The following is a 23,415-nucleotide window of genomic DNA, read 5'->3' on the forward strand; positions in this document are numbered from 1 at the left end:
GAGCCAACAAGTCCATCGGACGTGATTTGGTGACGTCCCGTCGAAGCTGGGCTAGAGGGCGGCCCGTGACCCAGCCTCAAGACAGCAACCCGACCATCTTCGCACATTATTCAGCGCTCCTCGACGGTGCGCTCGACCAACTCGTTGACGAGGGCGGGCTTCCCGCCGGCCTCGATCGCCGCAACGTGGCGGTCGAGCCGCCGCGGGACTCAGCCCATGGCGATCTCGCGACCAACGCTGCAATGGTGCTTGCAAAGCCCGCCGGGACTAACCCGCGTGCTCTGGCGGAGTTGCTCAGGCCAAAGCTGCAGGCGCTGCCACGGATCCTTGCCGTGGATATTGCGGGACCTGGGTTCATCAACCTCCGGCTTGAGTCGGGCGCATGGCGTGAGGAGCTGCGCGCCATCCTGTCCCGAGGTGGCCGATACGGTTTGTCGAGCGTGGGCAAGGACGAGCGGGTCAACGTCGAATATGTGTCCGCCAATCCGACCGGGCCGATGCACATGGGTCACTGCCGCGGCGCGGTTGTCGGCGACAGCCTTGCTCGCCTGCTCAGGGCGGCGGGCTTCCGCGTCACCAAGGAATATTACGTCAACGATGCCGGGGGTCAGGTCGACACGCTCGCCCGCTCGGTACACCTGCGCTACCGCGAGGCGCTCGGGGAAGAGATCGGCGACATCCCTGAAGGCATGTATCCGGGCGACTATCTGATCCCGATTGGGACCTTGCTCGCCAGCGAGTATGGCGACCGCTATGTGTCGGCACCCGAAAGCGAATGGCTGCAACTGTTCAAACAGCGGGCTTCGGCAGCGATGATGGACCTGATCCGCCACGACCTCGGCCTGCTCGGGATCCAGCACGACAAATTCGCTTCGGAAGCCGAGTTGCAGGCGTCCGGAGCGGTCGATGCCGCGATGGACAATTTGCGCTCGAAGGGCTTGGTCTACGAAGGCGAGTTGGAGCGGCCCAAGAGCCTCGACGAACATGACGAATGGGAGCCGGTCGAATTGACCCTGTTCCGATCGAGCCAGTTCGGCGACGACCAGGATCGCCCGATGAAGAAGTCGGACGGCAGCTGGACCTACTTCGGGGCCGACGCGGCGTACCACCTGCAGAAGGCGGAGAACGCCGACCACCTCGTCAACATCTGGGGTGCGGATCACGCCGGAACCGTGAAGCGCGTGCAGGCCGCAGTGAAGGCGCTCACCGACGGCCGTGTCGATCTCGACGTTAAGCTGGTCCAGATGGTGCGCCTGTTCCGCGCCGGCGAACCGGTGAAGATGTCCAAGCGATCCGGCAGCTTCGTGACCCTGGCCGACGTGGTGAACGAGGTGGGCAAGGACGTGGTCCGCTTCATGATGCTGACCAAGCGCGCCGACACGATGCTGGATTTCGACTTCGCCAAGGTGGTTGAGGCGTCGAAGGACAATCCCGTCTTCTACGTTCAATATGCCCACGCCCGCATCTCATCACTGAAGCGCAAGGCGGTGGACGCCGGGATCGACCTTTCAGAGGCGGCGGACCTCGATCTGCTAGACGAGGCGGAACTCGGCCTAGTGAAAAAGGCGGCGCAATATCCGCGCACCGTCGAGAGTGCCGCGCTGGCGCACGAGCCGCACCGGATCGCCTTCTTCCTCTACGATTTGGCTGCCGAGTTCCACGCGTTGTGGAACCGCGGCAACGACGATCCTGCCCGCCGCTTCCTGCTGGAGGACAATCCACAGCTTTCTCGGGCGCGGCTGGAACTGGCGCTCGGGATCGGGCAGATCATCAGGAGCGGGCTCGACATCATGGGCGTCGAGGCCGCAGAGGAATTGCGCTGACCGGCGTTGAGAGACTGGGATGACCGACCGCCACCCTTCCTATGACGAGCAGCTTCCCTGGCTTCAGCCGGTGGAGGATGAGGATGCGCCGTCCGGCATCTCGGCGAGCAAGATGCTGGCCTGGGTTGCAATCGTCATCGTCGGCGCGGCGCTGATCGCCGGAAGCTTCTTTCTGATCGGCCGCACCGGCTCCTCCGACATCGGGACCGGCGAGCCGGAACTGATCGCCGCCGAACCCGGCCCTTACAAGGTCAAGCCTACGGACCCGGGCGGGCTGGACGTCGCCGGTGAAAGTGAAACGGCGTTCCAGACAAGCGCTGGGGAGGACCATGACGCCCAGCTAGCCGGCCCGAATGGGGCGGCGCCGCCCGCGCCTCAGCCCAAGGCGCAGGAAGAAGAGGTGCCGGCGGCGGTTCCCGAGCTTGCGCCGGAACCTGCAACGCCCAGCGGGGGTGCCGTCATCCAGCTCGGCGCCTTCAAGAATAGCGGCCAGGCCGAACGTGCCTGGGCTGCTCTGTCTGCACGTTTCCCGTCTGTGGCGGCGCTCAACAAGATGATCGTGCCATTTTCCGGCGGCGTTCGCCTCCGCGCTTCGGGCGCATCCGCGAAGCAGGCCTGCGACGCCGTCCGCGCCGGCGGCGAAAACTGCTTCATTGCGCGGTAGCGGCATGCAGGCGGCAATCTACGGCCTTTCCGGATTCGTGCTGACACCGGAGGAACGGACGCTGTTCGCCAAGGTGCAGCCCGCCGGCTTCATCCTCTTCGCGCGCAATTGCGAAAGCCCGCAGCAGCTGCGCGCACTGACCGACTCCCTGCGCGACCTTACCGGTCGCGACGACGTTCCGCTCCTTATCGACCAGGAGGGCGGGCGAGTCGCCCGCATGAAGGCGCCGGCTTGGCCCCTCTTCCCAACTGGCGAGGCGTTTGCCCGGCTTTACCGGCTGGCCCCGTCGTCCGCGATCGAGGCGGTGCGCGCGAATGCAAGGGCAATTGCCTTGATGCTCAAGGAGGCGGGGATCAACGTCAACTGCCTGCCTTTGCTCGACGTCCGGCAGGAGGGCGCGCACGACATCATCGGCGACCGCGCGCTGGGCAGCGAACCGATGCAGGTTGCGGCCCTTGGACGCGCGACACTTGACGGCATGGCGTCGGCAGGCGTCGTCGGCGTCATCAAGCATATCCCCGGCCACGGCCGGGCGATGGCCGACAGCCATGTGGAATTGCCGGTCGTCACGGCGTCCGCCGATGAGCTGGAGACCGACGTTGAGCCATTCGAGCGACTGCGCCATGCCCCCATGGGGATGGTGGCCCACGTAGTTTACACCGCGTGGGACGCCGAGCGCCCGTCCAGCATCTCGCCGACGGTAATCCAGGGCATCATCCGCGAGCGCATCGGGTTTGACGGCTGGCTGATGAGCGACGACGTCAACATGGAGGCGCTGAGCGGAACGGCCGGCGAACGCGCTCGAGCAGTGGTCCTCGCCGGCTGCGACGTGGCACTTCACTGCTCGGGGAAGATTGAGGAAATGCGCGAAGTGGCCGAGCTCGTACCGCCGATGAGCGTGGAGGGTGAGGCACGCCTTGCGCGGGCCATGGCTACCGTGGTGGCAGACGAGCGCGGCGACGACTTCGCGGCAGCCGTTGCCAAGCGCGATACCCTGCTGGCCCTTGCCTGATTGCGCCTCAGTTCCGGGGCGCTAGTCTCCCGACATGGGGGACGAATCGTCGGGTGAGCTGCCGCTCCGGCACAATGAGGAACTGAACCTCAGCCTCGACGGCTGGGAAGGGCCGCTCGACCTGCTGCTCAATTTGGCTCGGGCGCAAAAGGTCGACCTTGCGCAAATCTCCATCCTGCAGCTGGTTGAGCAATATCTCGGCTATCTTGCCGAGGCACGGGCGCTCAAGCTGGAGATCGCCGCCGACTATCTGGTGATGGCGGCCTGGCTTGCTTACCTCAAAAGCTGCCTGCTTCTGCCGAAGGATCCCGAGCAGGACCCAAGTCCCGAGGAGGTCGCGCTTCGGCTTCAGCTCCGGCTCCAGCGGCTGGACGCGATGCGCGAAGCGGGGGCGCGCCTGATGGGCCGGGATCGGATCGGTCGCGACGTGTTCACGCGCGGGGCGCCTGAAGGTTTGCGGCTGGTCCGCAAGTCCGCCTGGCAAGTCCGCGATTTCGACCTGTTTGCGGCCTATGGTTTCGTCAGGGCGCGGACGCAGCCTGCGCTGCACGTGGTCCACGCCCGCGCCGTGCTGACATTGGAAGAAGCAATCGAGCGCGTGGCACGGATGATTGGCAGCGCGGTCGAATGGACCAGGCTTGAGACCTTCCTACCGCCGACGCTTGACCCGCAGTTCCGTAAGTCGGCGCTGGCGTCCAGCTTCGTCGCGGCGCTGGAACTCGCTCGGCGCGGAAGGCTGGAGATTGCGCAGAAGGAGCCGTTCGCACCGATCGAGTTGAGAGCCGCCTGATGGATGAATTCGCCCGTGCGGTCGAAGCCACCCTGTTTGCTTCCGCTGTTCCCCTCACCGTTCAGGAGATCGGCGAGCATTCGGGCGATGGCGATGTGGATGAAGCGCTGACTGCCTTGCAGGCGCTCTACGAAGGGCATGGCATAGAGTTGGTCGAGCGTGGCGGACGCTGGCATTTCCAGACGGCGCCCGACCTCGCGCACCTGCTTCGCCGTACTCGCGAGGAGCCGCGCCGACTCTCGCGGGCGGCGACGGAGACCCTAGCCATCATCGCCTATCACGAGCCTGTCAGCCGCGCCGAGATCGAGGCGATCCGGGGTGTCCAGATCTCCAAGGGCACGCTCGACGTTCTGATGGACTCAGGCTGGGTCCGGCCGGCCGGCCGCCGCGAGGCGCCGGGACGGCCGTTGCTTTATGCCACGACCGGAGAGTTCCTCAGCCACTTCGGCCTGCAATCGCGGCGCGACCTGCCTGGCATCGACGACCTCAAGGCGGCGGGTCTCCTCGATCCGCTGGACGAGGCGATGAACGGCTCCCTTGGACAACTGCAACTGGAAAGCGGCGACAAGGAGGACTAAGAGGCACTCCAACCCTTCTCGGAGAGACTCACATGGGCGGTTTCAGCCTTTGGCATATCCTGATCTTCGCGGTGATCGTGCTGCTTCTGTTCGGCGGCAACCGCTTCTCGGCCATGATGGGCGACGTGGCAAAGGGCCTCAAGAGCTTCAAGCAGGGCATGGCTGATGACGACAAGCCGGTAGAGCGGCATGAGAGCCGCCCCCTTCCGAGGTCGCAGGATCCGATCGACGTGACCCCGCGCCAGACCGACACGACCTCGACGGCGCGCGAGGACGATCGGCGCTAAGATCGGACAGCCGTGTTCGGCATCGATTCTTCAGAGCTGCTCGTCGTGGCAGTGCTCGCTCTGCTGTTCATCGGGCCCAAGGAACTGCCTCGGGTCCTGATGACCGTTGGTCGATGGGTCGGACAGGTGCGGGGCTACGCCCGCCACTTCACCTCGGGGATCGAGAATGTCATTCGCGAGGCGGAGCTTGAGGAGATGGAGCGCCGCTGGCGCGAGGAAAATGAGCGTATCATGCGCGAATTTCCCGCCCTTGAGGCTCCGGTCGTAACTGGCCAAGATCTACCGCCGCCCGCAGCCGAAGGGGGTTTGACGGAGCCGCAAACGGAGGATGCGACGCCCGATCAGCGTCACCTTCCGCCAGAGCAGCGCGAACTGCCATGAAGGACATCGATGATTCCAAGGCGCCGTTGCTCGATCATCTGATCGAGCTGCGTCGGCGCTTGCTTTGGTGTGTGGCGACGTTGCTGATCGCTTTCTTCGTCTGCCTTTACTTCGCAAAGCCGATTTTTGCGGTGCTGGTGCAGCCCTTGCTCAAGGCCGGACAGGGCAAGCTCATCTACACCGACATCTTCGAAGCCTTCTTCGTCGAAGTGAAGGTCGCTTTTTTCGCCGCACTGATGATCAGCTTCCCGGTGCTTGCGACGCAAATCTGGCGGTTCGTCGCGCCGGGCCTCTACGCCAAGGAGAAGAAGGCGTTTTTGCCATTCCTGCTGATGACGCCCTTCTTTTTCGCGGGCGGCGTGAGCTTTGCATACTTCCTGACCGTTCCCTGGGCCTTGCACTTCCTGCTCGGCTATCAGGGCAACGTCGGTGGAGTGACACAGGAAGCTCTGCCGGGCGTCGGCAACTATCTCAATTTCTGCACGCGGTTCCTGTTCGGCTTTGGCGTGGCATTCTTGCTCCCAGTCCTGCTGATGGTCCTGGAACGCGCCGGAATTGTCACGCGTGAGCAGCTCGCCGCTTCTCGGCGTTACGCAATCGTCGGCGCCGCCGGAGTATCTGCGGTTTTGACTCCGCCGGATGTGGTTTCCATGCTGATGCTGCTGGTGCCGCTCTACCTGCTGTACGAATTCGCCATCGTCGCCATTCGCCTCACCCACTGGCGCGCAAGCCGCCGCGCGGCCTCGGCCGCCTCTGGCTCTCAATCAGTTCAGGATGCTGAAAATGTTGAGGGCCCGGAAGCGCCACCGGGGGGGGGAGGGTTGGCGGTTCCGGGCCCATTTAAGCGGATAGCGAGAGCGGGGGGGCAAAAGGTCACTATCCGAACTGCTCAACGCCCGATTTTTCAGATGGGTTCCACCGCCCAAAAGATTTTCGAAATTATTTTTGGGCGGCTCAGTTCGGGAATACGGGCAGGTCCACCGAGTAGCGTCCGAGGCGCCGATCAAGGGGCGAGCGGAGCTGTTTGGCGAGGCCAGAAACGATCCGTTCGAACTGAACCTTGCCCGGCTGATCAGTCTCGTCAGGGTTGAGAACAGGACTTCCCACCGACAGGCGGGCGGTGAGTTCGCTCGTTCGCCGCAGCGTCACATCCACTTCGGCGCTCGGCCGGTTTAGCATGGCGAACTCGACGATTTCCGTGATCAGGAAGGCGACGGAGACCGCCACGTCCTGGGTCGAATGCATCGCCTCCAGCTCAAGTTCGATCATGAAGCCTCGGGCGCCCTCGGGCGCACCGGCCCGAAGTTCCGCGGCTAGCTCGGTAAGGAGCGGCCGGAGCGCGATCCCGCGATTCTCCTCCATTTCCGCAAAATGGTTGCGGTGGACGATCGAGAGTGCCCCGACGCGACGGGCGATGGCGGCATAGGCATGTTGCGCCTCGGGCGTAGGCGCGCTGCGGCTGTGGATGTTGAGCAGGGACGCGACGACCTGAAGATTATTCTTCACCCGGTGATGGACCTCGCGAACCAGGCGGCGCTGGCCGTCAAGCGCAAGGACCATTTCCTGCTCGGATTCCTCCACCCGGCTGAAGGCCCTCCGAAAGGCATCCCGAAGCTCGCGGATTTCCGTCGCGGGGCCGAGTTTTCGTGGGAGTTCGACCGGCTCGCCGGGCGTGTAAGCGGCGACGCCGCGCTGAAGGTGCTTGAGCGGGCGGATGAGCAAACGGGTGACCAGCAGCCAAGTGATCAGGGCCGCCAGCACCCACATCAGAAGCGGCATGAGGAGAAGCAGCCGATCGAGCGTCGATATCCGCGGCATGGCGGCTGAGGCGCGGGCGGCGATCTGGCCGTTGCCGATGTCGTGATTCAGCAGAACCGGAACTCGGTCATCGGAAGGGGGGTCGGGGCGGTCGAAAATGGTGAGCCGTCGATAGCCGTCCGACAGTATGAGCGAATCGAGGTCAGCGGTTCCGGCCTCGGCAATCTCTCTTAGTTCGTTGAGGGATATCGTGCCGGTCGCCATTCCGCCATTCACGCCGACCCGCAGCACCAGCGCGTCCCGATCCGGTGCCAGGCGCAGAACGACTGCACCCGGCGCCACCAGCGGCAGCCCGGCGGTGATTGCGCTTTCGCCAACGGTGCAGATCGGCTTGCCGTTGACGTCGTCCAGTTCGAAATTCTTGGCGACGCCCGGCGCGATGCTGAGCGCCCGTTGCGCGCGGTCGCAGCTGCCCGCCAGCCCGCCCGAGTAAGCGGCGTTCGCGCCGATTCGAAGCGCCAGGACGTTGCGCGCGACCAGGCTTTCCATCTCGCGAACCGCCGCGCGGGCTTGGTCGTCCGTGCGTCCGCGAAGAGCCCGGTTCGCCTCCACGATCTCGCCATTGGCGAAAAAGATGAGAAGAATTGCCACGGGTACGATCGCGGCCGTTAGGATCAGGAGAAGTTTGGCGGCCGTCGGAAAAGAGGCGAACCAGCGGCGAAAGCTCATTTATCCGGCCCCGCCGAGGCCGCGACGGTCAGCTAAGCTTTCCGAGCAGGTCCATGAAGTCGTCAGGAACGTCTTCGCGCAAGGTGTCGTCATAGACGCTGCGCAGCGCGCGGCTGACCTCGGCCGGCGGTTTGCGCCGATCCTTTGCATCGCTTTTTTTGTTCGAAGCGCCGTCGTCGCCGGAGGACGCTTCCTTTCGATCCGCTTGATGCAACTTGTCCTGCCGCCTACCACTCAACCTCTCGTCCCCCTTGCGCGGGTGTGCGCGCTCTTACTGATGATTCCACGTCACGCAACGGTCTGAATGATTCCCCGCGCCCACATTGCATCAGGCTGATACGCCTTTTGCCGGCACGCCAGCGGCTGCCGGAAAGTCTTCAGCGCCATGGAAACCAAATGGCTCGTCCTTTGTTCCAGCGTCGGTTGATTCTTCTGGGGGCGGCGATCCGCGCTACGATAGCGCGCAAATCCTTCCAGGGTTGCAACGAAGTTCAACGGCCCCCAAAGGGGTCCAAAGTCATTCATACGGGAGAGCCATCACTTATGTCCCTTGGCCAGGAACTCGCCCCCCATTTGCCCTTCCTTCGCCGTTATGCCCGTGCGTTGACAGGCAGCCAGGCGCATGGCGACGCCTTTGTGCGCGCTACCTTGGAAGCCATCGTTGCAAGCCCCGACGAGTTTCCGCGCGATGTCGATCCGCGGCTCGGCCTGTACCGCACATTTCATGCGATCTGGTCGACCGCCAACATCGAGGAAGGCGAGGAGCCGCAGCGTGAATATTCGGGCGCTGAAGGGATTGCCCAGGCGCGCCTGTCCCGGATCACCCCGCTCTCGCGCCAGGCCTTGTTGCTGACTGCGCTTGAAGGCTTTTCGTCGGAGGACGCTTCCTATCTGATCGGCGCCAGCCCGTCGGACGTCGAGTCTCTCGTCGCAGAAGCGCTGAGCGAGATCGAACGGCAGACCCATGCCGACGTGCTGATCATCGAGGATGAGCCGATCATCGCGATGGATATCGAAACCATCGTTCGAGACCTCGGCCACAACGTCACCGGCGTTGCGGTCACCCGCGACGAAGCGGTGTCGCAAGCGCGCCAGCATCCGCCGGGACTGGTCCTCGCCGACATTCAACTTGCGGACGACTCAAGCGGGATCGACGCGGTGAAGGACATCCTGGCGGAATTCTCGGTCCCCGTGATCTTCATCACGGCATTCCCCGAGCGCCTGCTGACCGGCACTCGTCCGGAGCCGACCTTTTTGATCACCAAGCCGTTCCAGCGCTCGACGGTAAAAGCCGCGATCGCCCAGGCCCTCTTCTTCGACGCGGCCACGGTTCCCGCGGCTTAATGCCGACGGAACAAGGCTGCGCAGAGGCGCGTTCCCCTTGAAATTTGGAACGAGATGGAAATGAATGATCAGCAGGAACATGTAACGACGACCGAGGCGCGGGCCGGCTCGACCCCGCACATGACCCGTTATGTGCTGAGCATCGGACTTGTGCTCATCGTGGTGCTGTTCGCCATCATCTTGTTCGCGGCCGGTTGAGCACTACGTCTTGTTACATCTCGGGTCGATGATCGACCATACGCCGCGCGTCCTTGCGGCAAGAATCTAGGGTGGGGAACGCGTTGGCCGACGACAGCCAGGAAGTTTTGGAAGTTCCGCATGAGCCGGTTCCACTGTCGGATCCGGAATTCAAGGAACAGCTGGCAAGCGTCATCCCGCACTTGCGCGCGTTCGGGCGGTCGCTGTCCGGCAGCCGCGACCTGGCCGACGACCTCGTGCAGGAGACGTTGCTGAAGGCGTGGGCCGCGCGCAAGCGGTTCCAGGCCGGCACCAACATGAGGGCCTGGACCTTCATCATCCTTCGCAACCTGTTCCTCAGCCAGATGCGGCGCGCGCGCTTCAAGGGCGAGTGGGACGATGTCACGGCGTCCAAGATCCTTGCCGCGCCGGCAAGTCAGGACCGCCACATCGAACTCGGTGACATGCAGCGTGCCTTGTTGCACCTGCCGCAGCCCCAACGCGAAGCGCTGATCCTCGTCGGCGCTGGCGGCTTCGCCTATGAAGAAGCGGCGGAGATCTGCGGTTGTGCCGTGGGCACCATCAAGAGCCGCGTGGCCCGCGGTCGCGTTGCACTGGAAAACCTGCTGTCGAGCGGCAAGCTGCCTTCACGCCGCCAGCACAAGCAGGACCCGGACAAGTCGGCGCTTCAGACCATCATGAACGAGGTGGACGAACTTAGCGGCGAGCACGGCGAGTTCTGATCGCCCTGCCCGTCAAGCAAGTGACGCTTAGTTCAGTTTGCGCAGTAATTCGTCGAAATCACGATCAGTCTGTTCCGCCGCCGCAGCCTCGAAGGCGCGACGAAGAGCTGCGGTTATGCCCGCATGCGACGGTGGGATGTCGACCCGGATGATTTTGCGATCCATGTTGACTTCCGCCGCCGTGAGATGACGATCCGACTTCATTTCGGGGGCCAACGACCGAAACCGCGTGGAAGTTTCCCGCAAAAGGCGTTTTAGATCCACTGATGCAGATGAACATCGGTCCCGACCGCCAAGTGCGGGCCAATGCCGTCGAACGGGCACGATCCTTCTCGCCCTTTCTGCGCGCGGCTGCGGAATCCCGACCTGAAATCGTGTCGGCATTCGTTGAGCGCGGAAGCGAGCAGGCGATTTCGCTTGCGCTTCAGGTTGCCGACGAAGCTGTCGACATTCGGCTTCGGCGTCAGCGGCTGGGACTTGCGCTTGCCGTCGCGCTTGGCGATCTCTCGGCCGAACTGTCGCTCGAGCAAGTAACTGCGGCACTTTCGGACTTTGCCGACACCGCAATCGATCAGGCGATTACCGCCGCTCTCCTCGAAAGAGCGCCCGATGCGCCGCCGGCAGGGTTTGCGGCGATCGCGCTGGGCAAGCTAGGCAGCAGCGAACTCAATTACTCGTCCGACGTCGACTTGCTGTTCCTCTTCGACCCGGAAACGCTGCCGCGTCATCCGCGTCATCCGCGTCAGGAGGCGGGCGAGGTTGCCGTGCGCATTGGCCGCCGAGTGATTGAGCTGCTCCAAGCACGAACCGCCCATGGCTATGCCGCGCGGGTGGACCTCCGCCTCCGCCCCTCCCCGGAGGCGACGCCGATCGCATTGCCGGTCAACGCCGCCATTTCCTATTATGAATCCAGCGCCCTGGCGTGGGAGCGGGCCGCCTTTATCCGCGCCCGCGCGGCCGCTGGCGACAAGCTGCTCGGCCAGATGTTCCTTGACGCCATTCTGCCATTCGTGTGGCGACGGTCGCTCGATTTCGGCGCAATCGAGGAAATTCGTCAGGTCAGCGTTCGGATCCGCGACCATTACGAGCAGGTGCAGGCGTTCGGCCCCGGGTACGACCTCAAGCGCGGTCGCGGGGGGATCCGAGAGGCGGAATTCTTCACCCAGGTGCAGCAATTGATCCATGGAGGCCGCGAGCCGGCACTGCGCGTGCCCGCCACGCTCGATGCGCTGACCGCCTTGACCGACAGCGGCCACATGGACGCGGACACCGCCGCCGCGATCGGCGACGCCTACCGGCTGCTGCGAACGGTGGAACATCGCGCGCAAATGATCGCCGATCAGCAGACACACCGTCTTCCGCTCGATCGCGACGCGCTGGATCAGATTGCCAGGCTCGACGGATCGCCGGATGGGGAGGCGCTGCTGGACCGCCTCAAGCCCCACGTCGGTGCCGTCGGCCGTCTTTTCGACGGCCTGGTCAGCGAGACCGGCGACCGGCTGTCGATGGATCCGCAGATTCTGCAGGACGAACTCACTGCCATGGGCTTCGCTCAGGTTGAGCAGCCGGCCGCCCGCATCGCCGAGTGGCGGGCCGGAAAGGCACGCGCGCTCCGCTCGGCCGCCGCGCAGTCGGCGTTCGAAGCGATGCTGCCGACCCTGATGCGGGCGATCGCCAGCGGTCCCGATCCCGACCATGCCCTCAACCGCTTCGCCGACATCGTCGAACGCTTGTCGAGCGGCGTGAACCTCTTCCGTTTACTGGAGGCGCGGCCGGGGCTTGCCCGTGATCTGGCTCTCATCCTGTCCCATGCGCCGATCCTCGCCGATCAGCTCGCCAGGCGACCCGACCTTCTGGACGGCCTGATCGATCAGTCCAGTTACGAGTTGCCGGCATCGGCCGAGTCGGTGGCCGAGCGATTGCGCGACGCCATGGCTGGCCAGCCATATGACCAGGCGCTCGACAAGGCCCGGCGGCTGGTCAACGAACGTCGATTCGCACTTGGAGTGCAGCTGATCGCAGGCCGCGGCGACGCGTTGGAAGTCGCCAAGGGTTATAGCGACGTCGCCGAAGGGACCATTGTCGCACTTGCCGACATTGCGGAAGCGGAGTTCGCCGACAGCCATGGAAGGATCGAGGGCGGCGAACTCCTCCTGCTTGCCCTCGGGCGGCTCGCGGGGCAGTCGCTGACCCACGTCTCGGACCTCGACATCGTCTATATCTTCGATGCGCCGCCCGGAGCGGTGTCGAACGGCCGCCGTTCGCTGAGCGCGACAGACTATTACAATCGGCTCGCCAATCGGATCACCGCTGCACTGAGCGTCCCGACTGCGGCGGGCCCACTGTACGACATCGACACGCGTCTTCGTCCGCAAGGAGTGAAGGGGATGCTTGCCGTCTCACTGGACGGGTTCGTCGACTATCAGCGAAGCGAAGCCTGGACATGGGAGCATATGGCCCTTTGTCGGGCGCGACCGGTGCGCGGTACGCAAGAAGGAAAGGCACGGTTGCGGCGGGCGATCGATGCGATCCTGACCACGCCGCACGACCCGGCCAAGGTGCGGGCCGATTCCGCCCAGATGCGGCTTGAGATGGCGCGCCACAAACCTGCCACTGGACCGCTCGACATCAAGCTGGGCCCGGGCGGGCTGGTCGACCTGGAATTCGCGATCCACACGCTTCAATTGATCAGCGGCGCCGGGCTTGATCCGCGGCTTGAGCGAGCGATCGCGGGTCTCGCAGGTGCGGGGCTTATGGATGCTCAGATGGAGGCGGACCTATGCCTTCTTGCGCGGTTGCTTGTCGTGTTGCGCCTCGTCGCCCCGTCGGGCGGAGATCCGCCGCCGCAATCGCGGGAGCTGATCGCCCGGCAGTGCGGATACGACAGTTGGGACAGCCTGCTTGAAGCGCATGGAGAGGCGCGGCAGAGGATTGCGGAGCTCTGGTTGAAGGTTAGGGACGGCAAATGAACGAAGGCGACAAGGCACCGGCGATCGATGTGACCGCCAGCGACGGCTCAACCGTCAACCTCGCCACGCCGGGGCAGCCGCTGGTGCTTTATTTCTACCCCAAGGACGACACGTCGGGCTGCACCCGCGAGGCGCAGGACTTCACCGCGCTCGCGGGCGACTTCGCGGCAGCGGGCGCAAAGGTGATCGGCGTCTCGCGCGATCCGATGAAGAAGCATGACAAGTTCATCGAGAAGTACAGCCTCGCCGTCCCGCTCGCTTCCGACGAGGACGGCCGCATCTCCGATGCCTTCGGCACCTGGGTCGAAAAGTCGATGTACGGCCGCAAATATATGGGCATGGAACGCGCGACCTTCCTGATCGGCGCCGACGGCACGGTCGTGAAGGCCTGGCGGAAGGTGAAGGTGCCGGGGCATGCGGCGGAGGTGCTGAAGGCGGTTCAGGCAGTCAGCTGATCGTACCGTGCCCCTCCGCGAGGTAATCGGCGCTGCGCATCTCCTCCAGACGGCTAACGGTCCGCTGGAACTCGAAGCTGCCGTGGCCCGACGGGTAGAGCCCCGCAGGTTGCGCGTCCGCGGCGGCGAGCAGCTTGACGCGATGTTCGTAGAGCGCGTCGATCAGGGTGACGAAGCGGGCCGCCTCGTTGCGCTTTTCAGGGCCGAGCACCGGGATGCCGACGATGATCACGGTGTGGAAACGCTGGGCGACGGCGAGATAGTCGCTGGCGCCGCGCGCCTCTCCGCACAGCCTTTTGAAGGAGAAGACGGCGACGCCTTTCAGGCTCTTGGGCACGTGCAAAGTCCGCCCGCCGCCGACCGCCAGCTCCTCCGATGGCACCTTGGCGCGATCCGCGACGTCATAGTCGGTCAGCTTGAAAAACGCCTCGCTCAGCTTCGCGGTTGCCTCCGGGCCGTTCGGCACGTGCCAGACCTGTACGCCCGTTAACCGGTCGAGCCGGTAGTCGGTGGCGCCGTTCACCTCCACGACGTCCATCCGCCGGCCGATCAGGTCGATGAAGGGCAGGAACAGCTCGCGATTAAGCCCGTCCTTGTAGAGGTCCGCAGGCGGCCGGTTGGAGGTGGTGACCACCTTGACGCCGATATCGAGCAGACGGGTGAACAGCCGCGACAGGATCATAGCGTCGGGCGGGTTGTTCACCACCATCTCGTCGAAGGCGAGCAGCTTGGCCTCGTCCGCGATGGCCTCCGCCACTGCCTCGATCGGGTCGCCGCCCTCGCTCCTGCGCGCCTCGCGAAGCCGGGTGTGAACCTCGAGCATGAAGGCGTGGAAGTGGACGCGGCGCTTCGGCCCGACGTCGAGATGCTCGAAGGCGAGGTCCATCAGCATCGACTTGCCCCGCCCGACGCCGCCCCACAGGTAGACGCCGTCGCAGCCCTTTGCCGGCTTGCCGAGCAATCGTGCGAACAGACCCTGGCGCCGTGCCATCCCGGCCGCCAGCCGCTCCAGCGCCGCGACTGCCCGGAGCTGCGCCGGGTCAGCCCTGAGTTCTCCGGCAGTGACGAGCTGATCATAGGCCGAGCGAATGGCCGTCACAGGCCCTCCCCTCGATCCCCTCCCGCTCGCGGGAGGGGAGAGATCAAGCGGCGCGCTCCGCAATCATCTTCTTGGTCTCGGCGATTGCCTTGGCCGGGTTCAGGCCCTTGGGGCAGACGTTCGCGCAATTCATAATCGTGTGGCAGCGGTAGAGCCGGTAAGGATCCTCGAGCTGATCAAGCCGCTCGCCCGTCATTTCGTCGCGGCTGTCGGCCAGCCAGCGATAGGCCTGGAGCAGGATGGCGGGACCCAGGAACTTGCCGCCGTTCCACCAGTAGCTCGGGCAGCTGGTGGTGCAGCAGAAGCAGAGGATGCACTCGTACAGGCCGTCCAGCTTGGCGCGGTCCTCCGGCGATTGCGCCCGCTCCTTGCCCGACGGCTGCGGAGTCGCCGACTTCAGCCACGGCTGGATCGACGCATATTGGGCGTAAGCATGGGTCAGGTCGGGAACCAGGTCCTTGACCACCTCCATGTGCGGCAGCGGGGTGATCTTCACCGTGCCCTTGATGTCGTTGATCGCCGTGGTGCAGGCAAGACCGTTGCGGCCATCCATGTTCATCGAGCAGGAACCGCAAATGCCCTCACGGCAGGAACGGCGGAATGTCAGCGTCGGGTCGATCTCATTCTTGATGCGGATGAGGGCGTCGAGCACCATCGGTCCGGTCTTCTCGAGATCAATGGTGTAGGTGTCGTAGCGCGGGTTGGCGCCCGTATCGGGATCGTAGCGGTAGATCTTGAACGTCTTCAGCTTCTGCCCGGACTCGCGCGCATGCTCGCGGCCCTTGGTGATGCGGCTGTTCTTGGGAAGGCGGAACTCGGCCAAAGCGTAACTCCTGTGCTTGGGCGCGCCGCTAGCATGGAGACCGGCCAAAAGAAAAGGCCGCGCGGGCGCTTGCCGACGCGGCCTTTGGTCTTGCCCTGGCAGGTCTAGCGCAGAAGCGCGCTGACGACCTGCTCGATCAGCATCGTCCGGGGGTCGACCTGATAGAGGTAGCCCTGATTGTAATAATACCGATCGCTGGGATCGAACTGGTACTGATAACGCAGATAGTCCGGGATCTGGTTGTAGCCCCAGGTCGTCCCGAAGTTGCGGCGATAGCGGTCGCCGACGTTGTACATCTTCCTGGCCTGGCCCGGCGGCATGCAGCCGTTGCCCTTGCGCGCGAGACCCGGCGGGCAGGTCCCGCGGCTGTTCAATGCGTAGAGCCGGCCGTAACGATCGCTCGTCACGACACCGCGCGCCGACTTGCCATGGTTCATTTTCGCATGATTGGCATGCCCGTTGCCGCGGCCGTGGCCCTGACCCTGATTGGCAAAGGCCGGTGCCGTCGACGCCAGTGCCGCAGCGCCGGCGATAAGAAGCAATTTCTTCATCGTGTCACCTTTCTAGTGGTCACAATAAGCTGATGGTCCTGAACCGCGGTCTGTGTTCCCGCTCATCCGAAGGACAGCTTGGCGGCCGCGTGTAACCTGATCGAAGTTGCAACGGCTGGTGACGTGTTCGGTTGCCACGTCGGCGCCGGGCACCGGGCTGGGAGGCCATGCGCGCGGGCGACATTCCTGTTGAACTTTGTCGGTCGATTAATGACGGTTACCCTTGGGCTTGGCAGACTTATCCACACGGGATCCACATTGAGATCATCCGTGGTGGATGAAGTGGCCTACTGGTGTTTTTGGGATCCTGTTCTATTTGGCGCCATGCTCGATTCGCGCAATCTTCGCAGCATGGCCGATCAATGCCGGACGTTGGCGTCCACGCGCCAGACGGAAGAAGCAATGCAGGCGCTTCTCAGGATGGCCGACAGCTACGATCGTCAGGCGCGGCAGCGCGACCGCATGCTCGAGACCTTCGACGCCTGACGGCAAGCGTCGGTAGCGCTAACATTTCATCGGCGCCCGCCGCGTTTTCGGGATCCAAGCGGTTGCCCCGGCGGGGTCATGCCGCTAATCGGGCGCCCGAGCGCCAGTGCCGGCGCATGTCGTTGCGGACGCCCTCTGACGTTCGCGCCCACAATAGAAAGGCTGGAGCTGGCCCCCATGGCTCGCAAGAAGATCGCGCTGATCGGCGCCGGTAATATCGGCGGCACCCTCGCTCACCTCGCTGCTCAGAAGGAATTGGGCGACATCGTCCTGTTCGATGTCGTTGAGGGCGTTCCCCAGGGCAAGGCGCTCGACCTGTCGCAGTGCGGCCCGGTCGAAGGCTTTGATGCCAAGATCACCGGCTCCAACGATTATGCCGACATCGCCGGCGCGGATGTGATCATCGTCACCGCGGGTGTCGCTCGCAAGCCAGGCATGAGCCGCGACGACCTGCTCGGCATCAACCTCAAGGTCATGAAGGCTGTGGGGGAGGGCATCAAGGCCAATGCGCCGGACGCCTTCGTCATCTGCATCACCAACCCGCTCGACGCGATGGTGTGGGCACTTCGCGAATTCTCAGGGCTCCCGCACAACAAGGTCGTCGGCATGGCCGGCGTTCTCGACAGCGCGCGGTTTAGCCACTTCCTGGCGGAAGAGTTCAACGTCTCAATCCGCGACGTGAACACCTTCGTGCTCGGCGGCCACGGCGACACGATGGTGCCGGTGGTCGAATATTCGACCGTCAACGGCATCCCCGTTCCCGACCTCATCAAGATGGGCCTGTCGACGCAAGAGCGGATAGACGATATCGTGAAGCGCACCCGCGGCGGCGGCGGCGAAATCGTGGCGCTGCTGAAGACCGGATCCGCTTTCTACGCACCGGCCGCGAGCGGCATCGCAATGGCTGAGGCCTACCTCAACGATCAGAAGCGCATCCTCCCCTGCGCCGCCTACGTCAGCGGCGAATATGGCGTGAACGACCTATATGTCGGCGTGCCGGTGATGATTGGCGCGGGCGGCGTCGAGAAGATCGTCGAGATCGAACTGGACGACACGGCCAAGCAGAACCTTCAGGTCAGCGTCGAGGCCGTCAAGGAACTGCTCGACGCCTGCAAGCAGATCGACGGCTCGCTGGCATAAGTGATTACACGCTTCTTCGCCTTTGCATGCATTACGGCATTGCTTCCGGGACTTGCGTCAGCGATGCCCGGTGCTGCGTCGTCTCACGCATCGAACTTATTCCGCAGTGTGTGCTTGGCTGAGAAGGCTGAACTATCGGCAGCAGAGTTCAGGCAAGTCGAATATAAGGAGCTACCGTCGGCGATTATCGAGTCTCTCCAGTACTCGCTCCCTCCACGGATAATTGGGCGCAGCGTAACTTTTTCTCCGTTAACGGAAGCCGACGTCCCAAATCAGGTGCTCCTCTCGCTGCCCGCAAGAAGCGTCTACGTCATTCTGCCTTCCCTCGGTAAAAAGGGGCGAGCGGCTCCACACTGCACGGTTCTCTGGCGCGGCAATCATTACTCCGACGCTCTCCAGATTGCGAACGGCGCGTTCGATGGGAAAGATATGTCTAATCTTCTCGCAAGTGGCCGTGGGGTGCCAGGGATGCAGTCCGTGTCGATTACGTCCGACGGTCGTGTTGTAGGGGCAAGTGAATTCAATGGTTGGACGATCGTCAGGATCGCACCCGACCTGTCTCCTGAGGAGCAAACAGTTCAATGAGCATTTTAGTCGACCGCAACACCAAGGTCATTACGCAGGGCATGACCGGTGAGACCGGCACCTTCCACACCCAGCAGGCGCTCGCCTACGGTACGCAGATGGTCGGCGGTGTGACGCCGGGTAAGGGCGGCACGGAGCATATCGGCCTGCCCGTGTTCAACACGGTTGCCGAAGCGGTCGAGACGACCGGCGCCGATGCCTCCGTCATCTACGTCCCGCCGCCCTTCGCGGCGGACTCGATCCTTGAAGCCATCGACGCGGAAGTGCCGCTGATCGTCTGCATCACGGAGGGCATTCCGGTGCTCGACATGGTGAAGGTGAAGCGCGCGCTCGACGCGTCCAAGTCGCGGTTGATCGGGCCGAATTGCCCGGGCGTGCTGACGCCCGACGAGTGTAAAATCGGCATCATGCCCGGCAACATCTTCAAGAAGGGCAGCGTCGGCGTCGTCTCGCGCTCGGGCACCCTGACCTACGAGGCAGTGTTCCAGACCTCGAACGAGGGCCTGGGCCAGACCACCGCCGTTGGCATTGGTGGCGATCCGGTCAAGGGCACCGAATTCATTGACATGCTCGAAATGTTCCTCGCCGACGACGCCACCCAGTCGATCATCATGATCGGCGAGATCGGCGGCAGCGCGGAAGAAGAAGCGGCGCAATTCCTTGCCGACGAGAAGAAGCGCGGCCGCTGGAAGCCGACCGTCGGCTTCATCGCGGGACGGACCGCCCCTCCGGGCCGCCGCATGGGCCATGCCGGCGCCATCGTGTCGGGCGGCAAGGGCGACGCGGAAAGCAAGATCGCGGCCATGGAAGCCGCTGGAATTAAGGTGTCGCCGAGCCCATCTGAGCTTGGCAAGACCTTGAAGGAATTGCTGAACGCCTGAGCGCGCACGTCGGCGCGGCCACACGAGGAAGTCATGGACGATCTGAGCCAAATGTTCGAACCGGAGCCGGGACCCAGCTGGGCGCGGCCGAACTGGCCTGTGTCGGATCTCGACGCGGTGAACGCCGGGCTCGATCCCACCGACGCGGTGATCGAGAAGGTTGCGAAGGAGGCGAAGGCTGCTGCCGTTGCCTCCGGCGCCAGCGACGACGACGTCCGTCGCGCTGCGAACGACGCGATCTGCGCCATGACGCTTATCCGCACCTATCGGGTGCGTGGTCACCTCGCGGCCAAGCTCGACCCGCTCGGCCTCGTAAAGCGCGAACTGCCGGCAGAGCTGACGCCGCAATATCACGGCTTCACCGACGCCGACCTCGACCGTCCGATCTATCTCGGCGGCGCCCTTGGTCTCGACCGCGCGACGGTACGTGAGATCGTCGCCGTTCTGCAGAAGAATTACTGCGGCAGCGTCGGCATCGAATATATGCACATCAACGACCTCGACGAGCGCCGCTTCCTGCAGGAGCGCATCGAGGGCAAGGACAAGGACATCCACTTCACCCCCGAGGGTAAGCAGGCCATCCTCGCCAAGGTCATCGAGGCGGAGCAGTGGGAAAAGTTCCTCGCCAAGAAGTATGTCGGCACCAAGCGGTTCGGCCTCGACGGCGGTGAGAGCGCGATTCCGGCGCTTGAGGCGGTCATCAAGTACGCCGGGCAATATGGCGTCAAGGAAATCACCGTCGGCATGGCCCACCGCGGCCGGCTGAACGTCCTCTCAAACGTGATGGGCAAGCCCTATCGCGCCATCTTCCACGAGTTTGCGGGCGGCGCCACCAACCCGGCCGACGTCGGCGGCTCGGGCGACGTGAAATACCACCTCGGCACCTCGTCGGACCGGGAATTCAACGGCAACAAGGTTCACCTTAGCCTCGTCCCCAACCCGTCGCACCTGGAAGCGGTCGATCCGGTCGTGCTCGGCAAGGCGCGTGCTGTGATGACGCTGAACGGCGACGAGGAAGGCAAGTCGGTCATCCCGGTTCTGCTTCACGGCGACGCGGCGTTCGCCGGCCAGGGCGTGGTGTGGGAATGCCTCGGCTTCTCCGGCTTGCCGGGCTACGGCACCGGCGGCACCATCCACTTCATCATTAACAACCAGGTCGGCTTCACCACCAGCCCGCAGTTCGCGCGTTCGTCGCCCTATCCGTCGGACGTGGCGAAGGGCATCCAGGCGCCGATTCTGCACGTCAACGGCGACGATCCCGAAGCGGTCACCTTCTGCTGCAAGTTGGCGACCGAGTTCCGCCAGACGTTCGGCCGCGACTTCGTGATCGATATGTGGTGCTACCGCCGCTTCGGGCACAATGAGGGCGACGAGCCGAGCTTCACCCAGCCGCTCATGTATGCGGAAATCCGCAAGCATGCCTTGGTTTCGGAGCTTTATGGCCAGCGGCTGATCGCCGAGAAGGTGGTCGACCAGGCGTGGATCGACAATCACACCAAGACCTTCACCGACCATCTGGAGCAGGAGTTCCAGGCCGGTGCCAATTACCTGCCCAACAAGGCGGATTGGTTCGAAGGGCGCTGGGCCGGCCTTGGCCGCCCTGACGAGCCGGTGCTCGGCCGTCGCAACACCGAGACGTCGATCGAAGAAGATGAGATCGCGACCCTCGGCAAGATTTTGACCACGGTCCCCGAGGGCGTGAACGTCCACAAGACACTGGCCCGCGTAATCGACGGCCGCCGCGCCATGTTCGAAAGCGGCGAAGGCTTCGACTGGGCGACGGCGGAAGCGCTGGCGTTCGGAAGCCTGGTCTATGAGGGTTTCGGCGTCCGCCTGTCGGGTCAGGACAGCGGCCGCGGCACCTTCAGCCAGCGCCACGCTGTGTGGGTCGACCAGAATACCGCGACCAAATACATCCCGCTGACCACCATCGAAAGCGGCCGCTTCGAAGTGCGCGACTCTCCGCTTTCGGAGTTCGGCGTGCTCGGCTTCGAATATGGCTATTCGATCGCCGACCCGCGCACCCTGGTGCTTTGGGAGGCGCAGTTCGGCGATTTCGCCAACGGTGCGCAAACCATCATCGACCAGTTCATCGTCAGCGGCGAGGCCAAGTGGCTCCGCGCCAGTGGGCTGGTGCTGCTGCTTCCGCACGGGTTCGAAGGGCAAGGGCCCGAGCATAGCTCGGCGCGTCTGGAGCGCTTCCTGCAGCTGTGCGCCGAGGACAATATCCAGGTGGCGAACTGCACGACGCCGGCCAACTATTTCCACATCCTCCGCCGTCAAATGCGGCGCGAGTTCCGCAAGCCGCTGATCATGATGACGCCCAAGTCGCTGTTGCGGCACAAGCTGGCGGTGTCGAAGACCTGCGACTTCACAGGCGACAGCCACTTCCGCCGGATCCTCGACGACCTCAATCCGCCGCAGAAAGGCGATACGCGGCGGCTGGTGCTGTGCAGCGGCAAGCTCGCCTATGAGCTGATGGAAGCGCGCGACAAGGCAGGCGACCTGGGCGTCGAAATCCTGCGCGTGGAGCAGCTCTACCCGTTTCCGACCAACCCGCTGATCCGGCGGCTCAAGGAAATGCCGAAGCTGGAACAGGTGATCTGGGCCCAGGAAGAGCCGCGCAACAACGGTGCCTGGTTCTTCGTGGAGTCGCTGATCGAGGCGGCGTGCAAGGAAGCCGGCCATCCGCTTCGGCCGCTTTATGCGGGCCGCGACGCGGGCGCATCGCCGGCGACCGGCCTTGCCAAGAGGCATGCGGCGGAGCAGGCGGCCCTGATCGCCGCCGCGCTCGGTCACGAAACGGAACAATCGGCACCTCAGGCGACCAAGCGCGCCAAGGCCAGCTAACAAAGGACGACCATGGCAACCGACGTTCAACTTCCGGCACTTGGCGAATCGATCACCGAAGGCACGCTCGCGCAGTGGCTGAAGAAGCCCGGCGAAGCGGTGGCAGCGGACGAGCCGATCGCAAGCATCGAGACCGACAAGGTGAGCGTCGAAGTGCCGTCGCCGGTCGCGGGCACCCTGTCCGAGACGCTGGTGAACGAAGGTGACACGGTCGCCGTCGGCGCGGTCATCGCACGCATCGGCGAAGGTGGTGCGGCCGCCGCCGCAACGCCTGCGCAGTCTGCTGCAAACGCCACGACCAACCCGGCCGGCCCGAGCGAAACCCCGCAGCTTCGCGGCAGCGAGCATGCGCCGGAGCCTGCAGCAGGCGATCAGGACAATGCAACCCGCCTTTCGCCCGCCGTCCGCCGCGCGGTGCTGGAAAACCAAGTCGACCCGACTAGCATCAAGGGGAGCGGTAAGGACGGTCGCCTGACCAAGGAAGACGTGCTCGCGGCCGCGCAGTCCCGGTCCGCTCCGGCACCGCAAGCTGCGCCCGTTCCGGCCCCCCAGGCCGCCGTCGCTCCGTCGGCGCCGGGCGAGCGCAAGGAAGAACGCGTCAAGATGACGCGCCTTCGCCTCACCATCGCCAATCGCCTCAAGGAAGCGCAGAACACCGCGGCCCTGCTGACGACGTTCAACGACGTCGACATGTCGGCGGTGATCGACGCCCGCGCCCGCTACAAGGACCTGTTCGAGAAGAAGCACGGCATCCGCCTCGGCTTCATGGGCTTTTTCGTGAAGGCGGCAGCTCTCGCGGCACGTGACGTTCCCGCCGTCAACGCCCGCATCGACGGCGATGAAATCGTCTACCACGACTACCTCGACGTTTCGGTCGCCGTCTCCGCGCCCAAGGGCCTCGTCGTCCCCGTCATCCGCAACGCCGACAGCATGAACTTCGCCGAAATCGAAAAGTCGATCGCTGGCTATGGCAAGAAGGCCAAGGACGGAACGCTGACCGCCGAGGACATGAAGGGCGGCACCTTCACCATCTCCAACGGCGGTGTCTTCGGCTCGCTGCTGTCGACCCCGATCATCAACCCGCCGCAGTCAGCGGTGCTCGGCATGCACCGCATCGAGGAGCGCCCCGTCGTTCGCGACGGCCAGGTCGTGGTGCGTCCGATGATGTACCTTGCGCTCAGCTACGATCACCGCCTTGTCGACGGGCGGGAAGCGGTGACCTTCCTGGTCCGCATCAAGGAAGCGATCGAGGACCCGACCCGGCTGCTGATCGACCTCTAAGCGGGTCGC

Annotated in this window: 24 protein-coding genes and 1 pseudogene; 18 read left to right on the top strand and 7 right to left on the bottom strand. The window is 64.2% G+C overall.

The window, feature by feature from the left end; all coding sequences use genetic code 11:
- Positions 1 to 65 precede the first annotated feature (65 nt).
- The 8 genes and pseudogenes from argS to tatC all read left to right on the top strand — a co-directional run.
- On the top strand, positions 66 to 1,823 hold the full coding sequence (argS, locus tag G7077_RS10315) for an arginine--tRNA ligase (protein ID WP_166411626.1): 1,758 nt from the start codon (positions 66 to 68) through the stop codon (positions 1,821 to 1,823).
- 19 nt (positions 1,824 to 1,842) lie between these two features.
- Complete coding sequence (locus G7077_RS10320; RefSeq protein WP_166411627.1) at positions 1,843 to 2,487, top strand: SPOR domain-containing protein; 645 nt, start codon at positions 1,843 to 1,845, stop codon at positions 2,485 to 2,487.
- A gap of 4 nt (positions 2,488 to 2,491) precedes the next feature.
- Positions 2,492 to 3,499, top strand: coding sequence for a beta-N-acetylhexosaminidase (nagZ, locus tag G7077_RS10325; RefSeq protein ID WP_166411628.1), 1,008 nt, complete (start codon positions 2,492 to 2,494; stop codon positions 3,497 to 3,499).
- 34 nt (positions 3,500 to 3,533) lie between these two features.
- Positions 3,534 to 4,289 carry a segregation and condensation protein A gene (locus G7077_RS10330; protein WP_166411629.1) on the top strand — a complete coding sequence of 252 codons (756 nt, stop codon included), beginning with the start codon at positions 3,534 to 3,536 and terminating at the stop codon, positions 4,287 to 4,289.
- Complete coding sequence (gene scpB / locus G7077_RS10335) at positions 4,289 to 4,867, top strand: SMC-Scp complex subunit ScpB (RefSeq protein WP_166411630.1); 579 nt, start codon at positions 4,289 to 4,291, stop codon at positions 4,865 to 4,867. Before G7077_RS10330 ends, scpB begins: the two co-directional genes overlap by 1 nt.
- A gap of 32 nt (positions 4,868 to 4,899) precedes the next feature.
- Complete coding sequence (locus tag G7077_RS10340) at positions 4,900 to 5,154, top strand: twin-arginine translocase TatA/TatE family subunit (RefSeq protein ID WP_166411631.1); 255 nt, start codon at positions 4,900 to 4,902, stop codon at positions 5,152 to 5,154.
- Positions 5,155 to 5,166: 12 nt separating this feature from the next.
- Positions 5,167 to 5,535 carry a Sec-independent protein translocase protein TatB gene (gene tatB / locus G7077_RS10345; RefSeq protein WP_166411632.1) on the top strand — a complete coding sequence of 123 codons (369 nt, stop codon included), beginning with the start codon at positions 5,167 to 5,169 and terminating at the stop codon, positions 5,533 to 5,535.
- Positions 5,532 to 6,269 (top strand): annotated as a pseudogene (tatC, locus tag G7077_RS14205) (twin-arginine translocase subunit TatC); the annotation flags it as partial. The gene tatB and the pseudogene tatC, both read left to right, overlap by 4 nt.
- Before the next feature lie 220 nt (positions 6,270 to 6,489).
- Here the strand turns inward: tatC and G7077_RS14210 are convergent.
- The 3 genes from G7077_RS14210 to G7077_RS13915 form a co-directional block, all read right to left on the bottom strand.
- Positions 6,490 to 8,022: a sensor histidine kinase gene (locus G7077_RS14210; protein WP_246167148.1), complete on the bottom strand. Its 1,533-nt coding sequence runs from the start codon at positions 8,020 to 8,022 to the stop codon at positions 6,490 to 6,492.
- 28 nt (positions 8,023 to 8,050) lie between these two features.
- Entirely contained in the window at positions 8,051 to 8,236 is a 186-nt protein-coding gene (locus G7077_RS10355; RefSeq protein WP_166411634.1) for a NepR family anti-sigma factor, read from the bottom strand.
- A gap of 74 nt (positions 8,237 to 8,310) precedes the next feature.
- Positions 8,311 to 8,517, bottom strand: coding sequence for a hypothetical protein (locus tag G7077_RS13915; protein WP_206367625.1), 207 nt, complete (start codon positions 8,515 to 8,517; stop codon positions 8,311 to 8,313).
- 48 nt (positions 8,518 to 8,565) lie between these two features.
- Here G7077_RS13915 and G7077_RS10360 point away from each other — a divergent pair, with 48 nt between their 5' ends.
- The 3 genes from G7077_RS10360 (at position 8,566) to G7077_RS10370 (ending at position 10,286) form a co-directional block, all read left to right on the top strand.
- Positions 8,566 to 9,366, top strand: coding sequence for a response regulator (locus tag G7077_RS10360; RefSeq protein WP_166411635.1), 801 nt, complete (start codon positions 8,566 to 8,568; stop codon positions 9,364 to 9,366).
- A gap of 60 nt (positions 9,367 to 9,426) precedes the next feature.
- A complete protein-coding gene (locus G7077_RS10365; protein ID WP_166409930.1) occupies positions 9,427 to 9,564 on the top strand; it encodes a hypothetical protein in 138 nt (45 codons plus the stop codon).
- A 71-nt stretch (positions 9,565 to 9,635) separates the two neighbouring features.
- Entirely contained in the window at positions 9,636 to 10,286 is a 651-nt protein-coding gene (locus tag G7077_RS10370) for a sigma-70 family RNA polymerase sigma factor (protein ID WP_166411636.1), read from the top strand.
- Positions 10,287 to 10,313: 27 nt separating this feature from the next.
- Here G7077_RS10370 and G7077_RS10375 read toward each other — a convergent pair whose 3' ends face one another.
- Positions 10,314 to 10,490: a hypothetical protein gene (locus tag G7077_RS10375; protein ID WP_166411637.1), complete on the bottom strand. Its 177-nt coding sequence runs from the start codon at positions 10,488 to 10,490 to the stop codon at positions 10,314 to 10,316.
- Between the two features lie 62 nt (positions 10,491 to 10,552).
- Here G7077_RS10375 and glnE point away from each other — a divergent pair, with 62 nt between their 5' ends.
- Positions 10,553 to 13,255 (top strand): bifunctional [glutamate--ammonia ligase]-adenylyl-L-tyrosine phosphorylase/[glutamate--ammonia-ligase] adenylyltransferase, encoded by a 2,703-nt coding sequence (glnE, locus tag G7077_RS10380; RefSeq protein ID WP_166411638.1) that lies wholly within the window; start codon positions 10,553 to 10,555, stop codon positions 13,253 to 13,255.
- Complete coding sequence (locus G7077_RS10385) at positions 13,252 to 13,710, top strand: peroxiredoxin (protein ID WP_166411639.1); 459 nt, start codon at positions 13,252 to 13,254, stop codon at positions 13,708 to 13,710. The genes glnE and G7077_RS10385 overlap by 4 nt, the downstream gene beginning before the upstream one ends.
- On the opposite strand, the gene zapE is transcribed toward G7077_RS10385, so the two are convergent.
- The 3 genes from zapE to G7077_RS13920 form a co-directional block, all read right to left on the bottom strand.
- Entirely contained in the window at positions 13,703 to 14,809 is a 1,107-nt protein-coding gene (zapE, locus tag G7077_RS10390) for a cell division protein ZapE (protein ID WP_166411640.1), read from the bottom strand. The two genes, G7077_RS10385 and zapE, sit on opposite strands and share 8 nt — an antisense overlap.
- A gap of 43 nt (positions 14,810 to 14,852) precedes the next feature.
- A complete protein-coding gene (locus G7077_RS10395; protein WP_166411641.1) occupies positions 14,853 to 15,632 on the bottom strand; it encodes a succinate dehydrogenase iron-sulfur subunit in 780 nt (259 codons plus the stop codon).
- 104 nt (positions 15,633 to 15,736) lie between these two features.
- Positions 15,737 to 16,183, bottom strand: a complete 447-nt coding sequence (locus G7077_RS13920) for a hypothetical protein (RefSeq protein ID WP_206367626.1) — start codon at positions 16,181 to 16,183, stop codon at positions 15,737 to 15,739.
- A 270-nt stretch (positions 16,184 to 16,453) separates the two neighbouring features.
- Here G7077_RS13920 and G7077_RS10405 point away from each other — a divergent pair, with 270 nt between their 5' ends.
- The 5 genes from G7077_RS10405 to odhB all read left to right on the top strand — a co-directional run bounded on the left by G7077_RS10405 (position 16,454) and on the right by odhB (position 23,406).
- Positions 16,454 to 16,669 (top strand): hypothetical protein, encoded by a 216-nt coding sequence (locus G7077_RS10405; RefSeq protein WP_166411642.1) that lies wholly within the window; start codon positions 16,454 to 16,456, stop codon positions 16,667 to 16,669.
- 177 nt (positions 16,670 to 16,846) lie between these two features.
- Entirely contained in the window at positions 16,847 to 17,809 is a 963-nt protein-coding gene (gene mdh / locus G7077_RS10410) for a malate dehydrogenase (protein WP_166411643.1), read from the top strand.
- A gap of 581 nt (positions 17,810 to 18,390) precedes the next feature.
- Positions 18,391 to 19,275, top strand: a complete 885-nt coding sequence (sucD, locus tag G7077_RS10415) for a succinate--CoA ligase subunit alpha (RefSeq protein ID WP_166411644.1) — start codon at positions 18,391 to 18,393, stop codon at positions 19,273 to 19,275.
- A 33-nt stretch (positions 19,276 to 19,308) separates the two neighbouring features.
- Complete coding sequence (locus G7077_RS10420; protein ID WP_166411645.1) at positions 19,309 to 22,125, top strand: 2-oxoglutarate dehydrogenase E1 component; 2,817 nt, start codon at positions 19,309 to 19,311, stop codon at positions 22,123 to 22,125.
- Positions 22,126 to 22,137: 12 nt separating this feature from the next.
- Positions 22,138 to 23,406 (top strand): 2-oxoglutarate dehydrogenase complex dihydrolipoyllysine-residue succinyltransferase, encoded by a 1,269-nt coding sequence (gene odhB, locus G7077_RS10425; protein WP_166411646.1) that lies wholly within the window; start codon positions 22,138 to 22,140, stop codon positions 23,404 to 23,406.
- The last annotated feature ends 9 nt before the right edge of the window (positions 23,407 to 23,415 follow it).

Origin of the sequence: Sphingomonas piscis, assembly GCF_011300455.1 — a bacterium.
GTDB classification, from domain to species: domain Bacteria; phylum Pseudomonadota; class Alphaproteobacteria; order Sphingomonadales; family Sphingomonadaceae; genus Sphingomicrobium; species Sphingomicrobium piscis.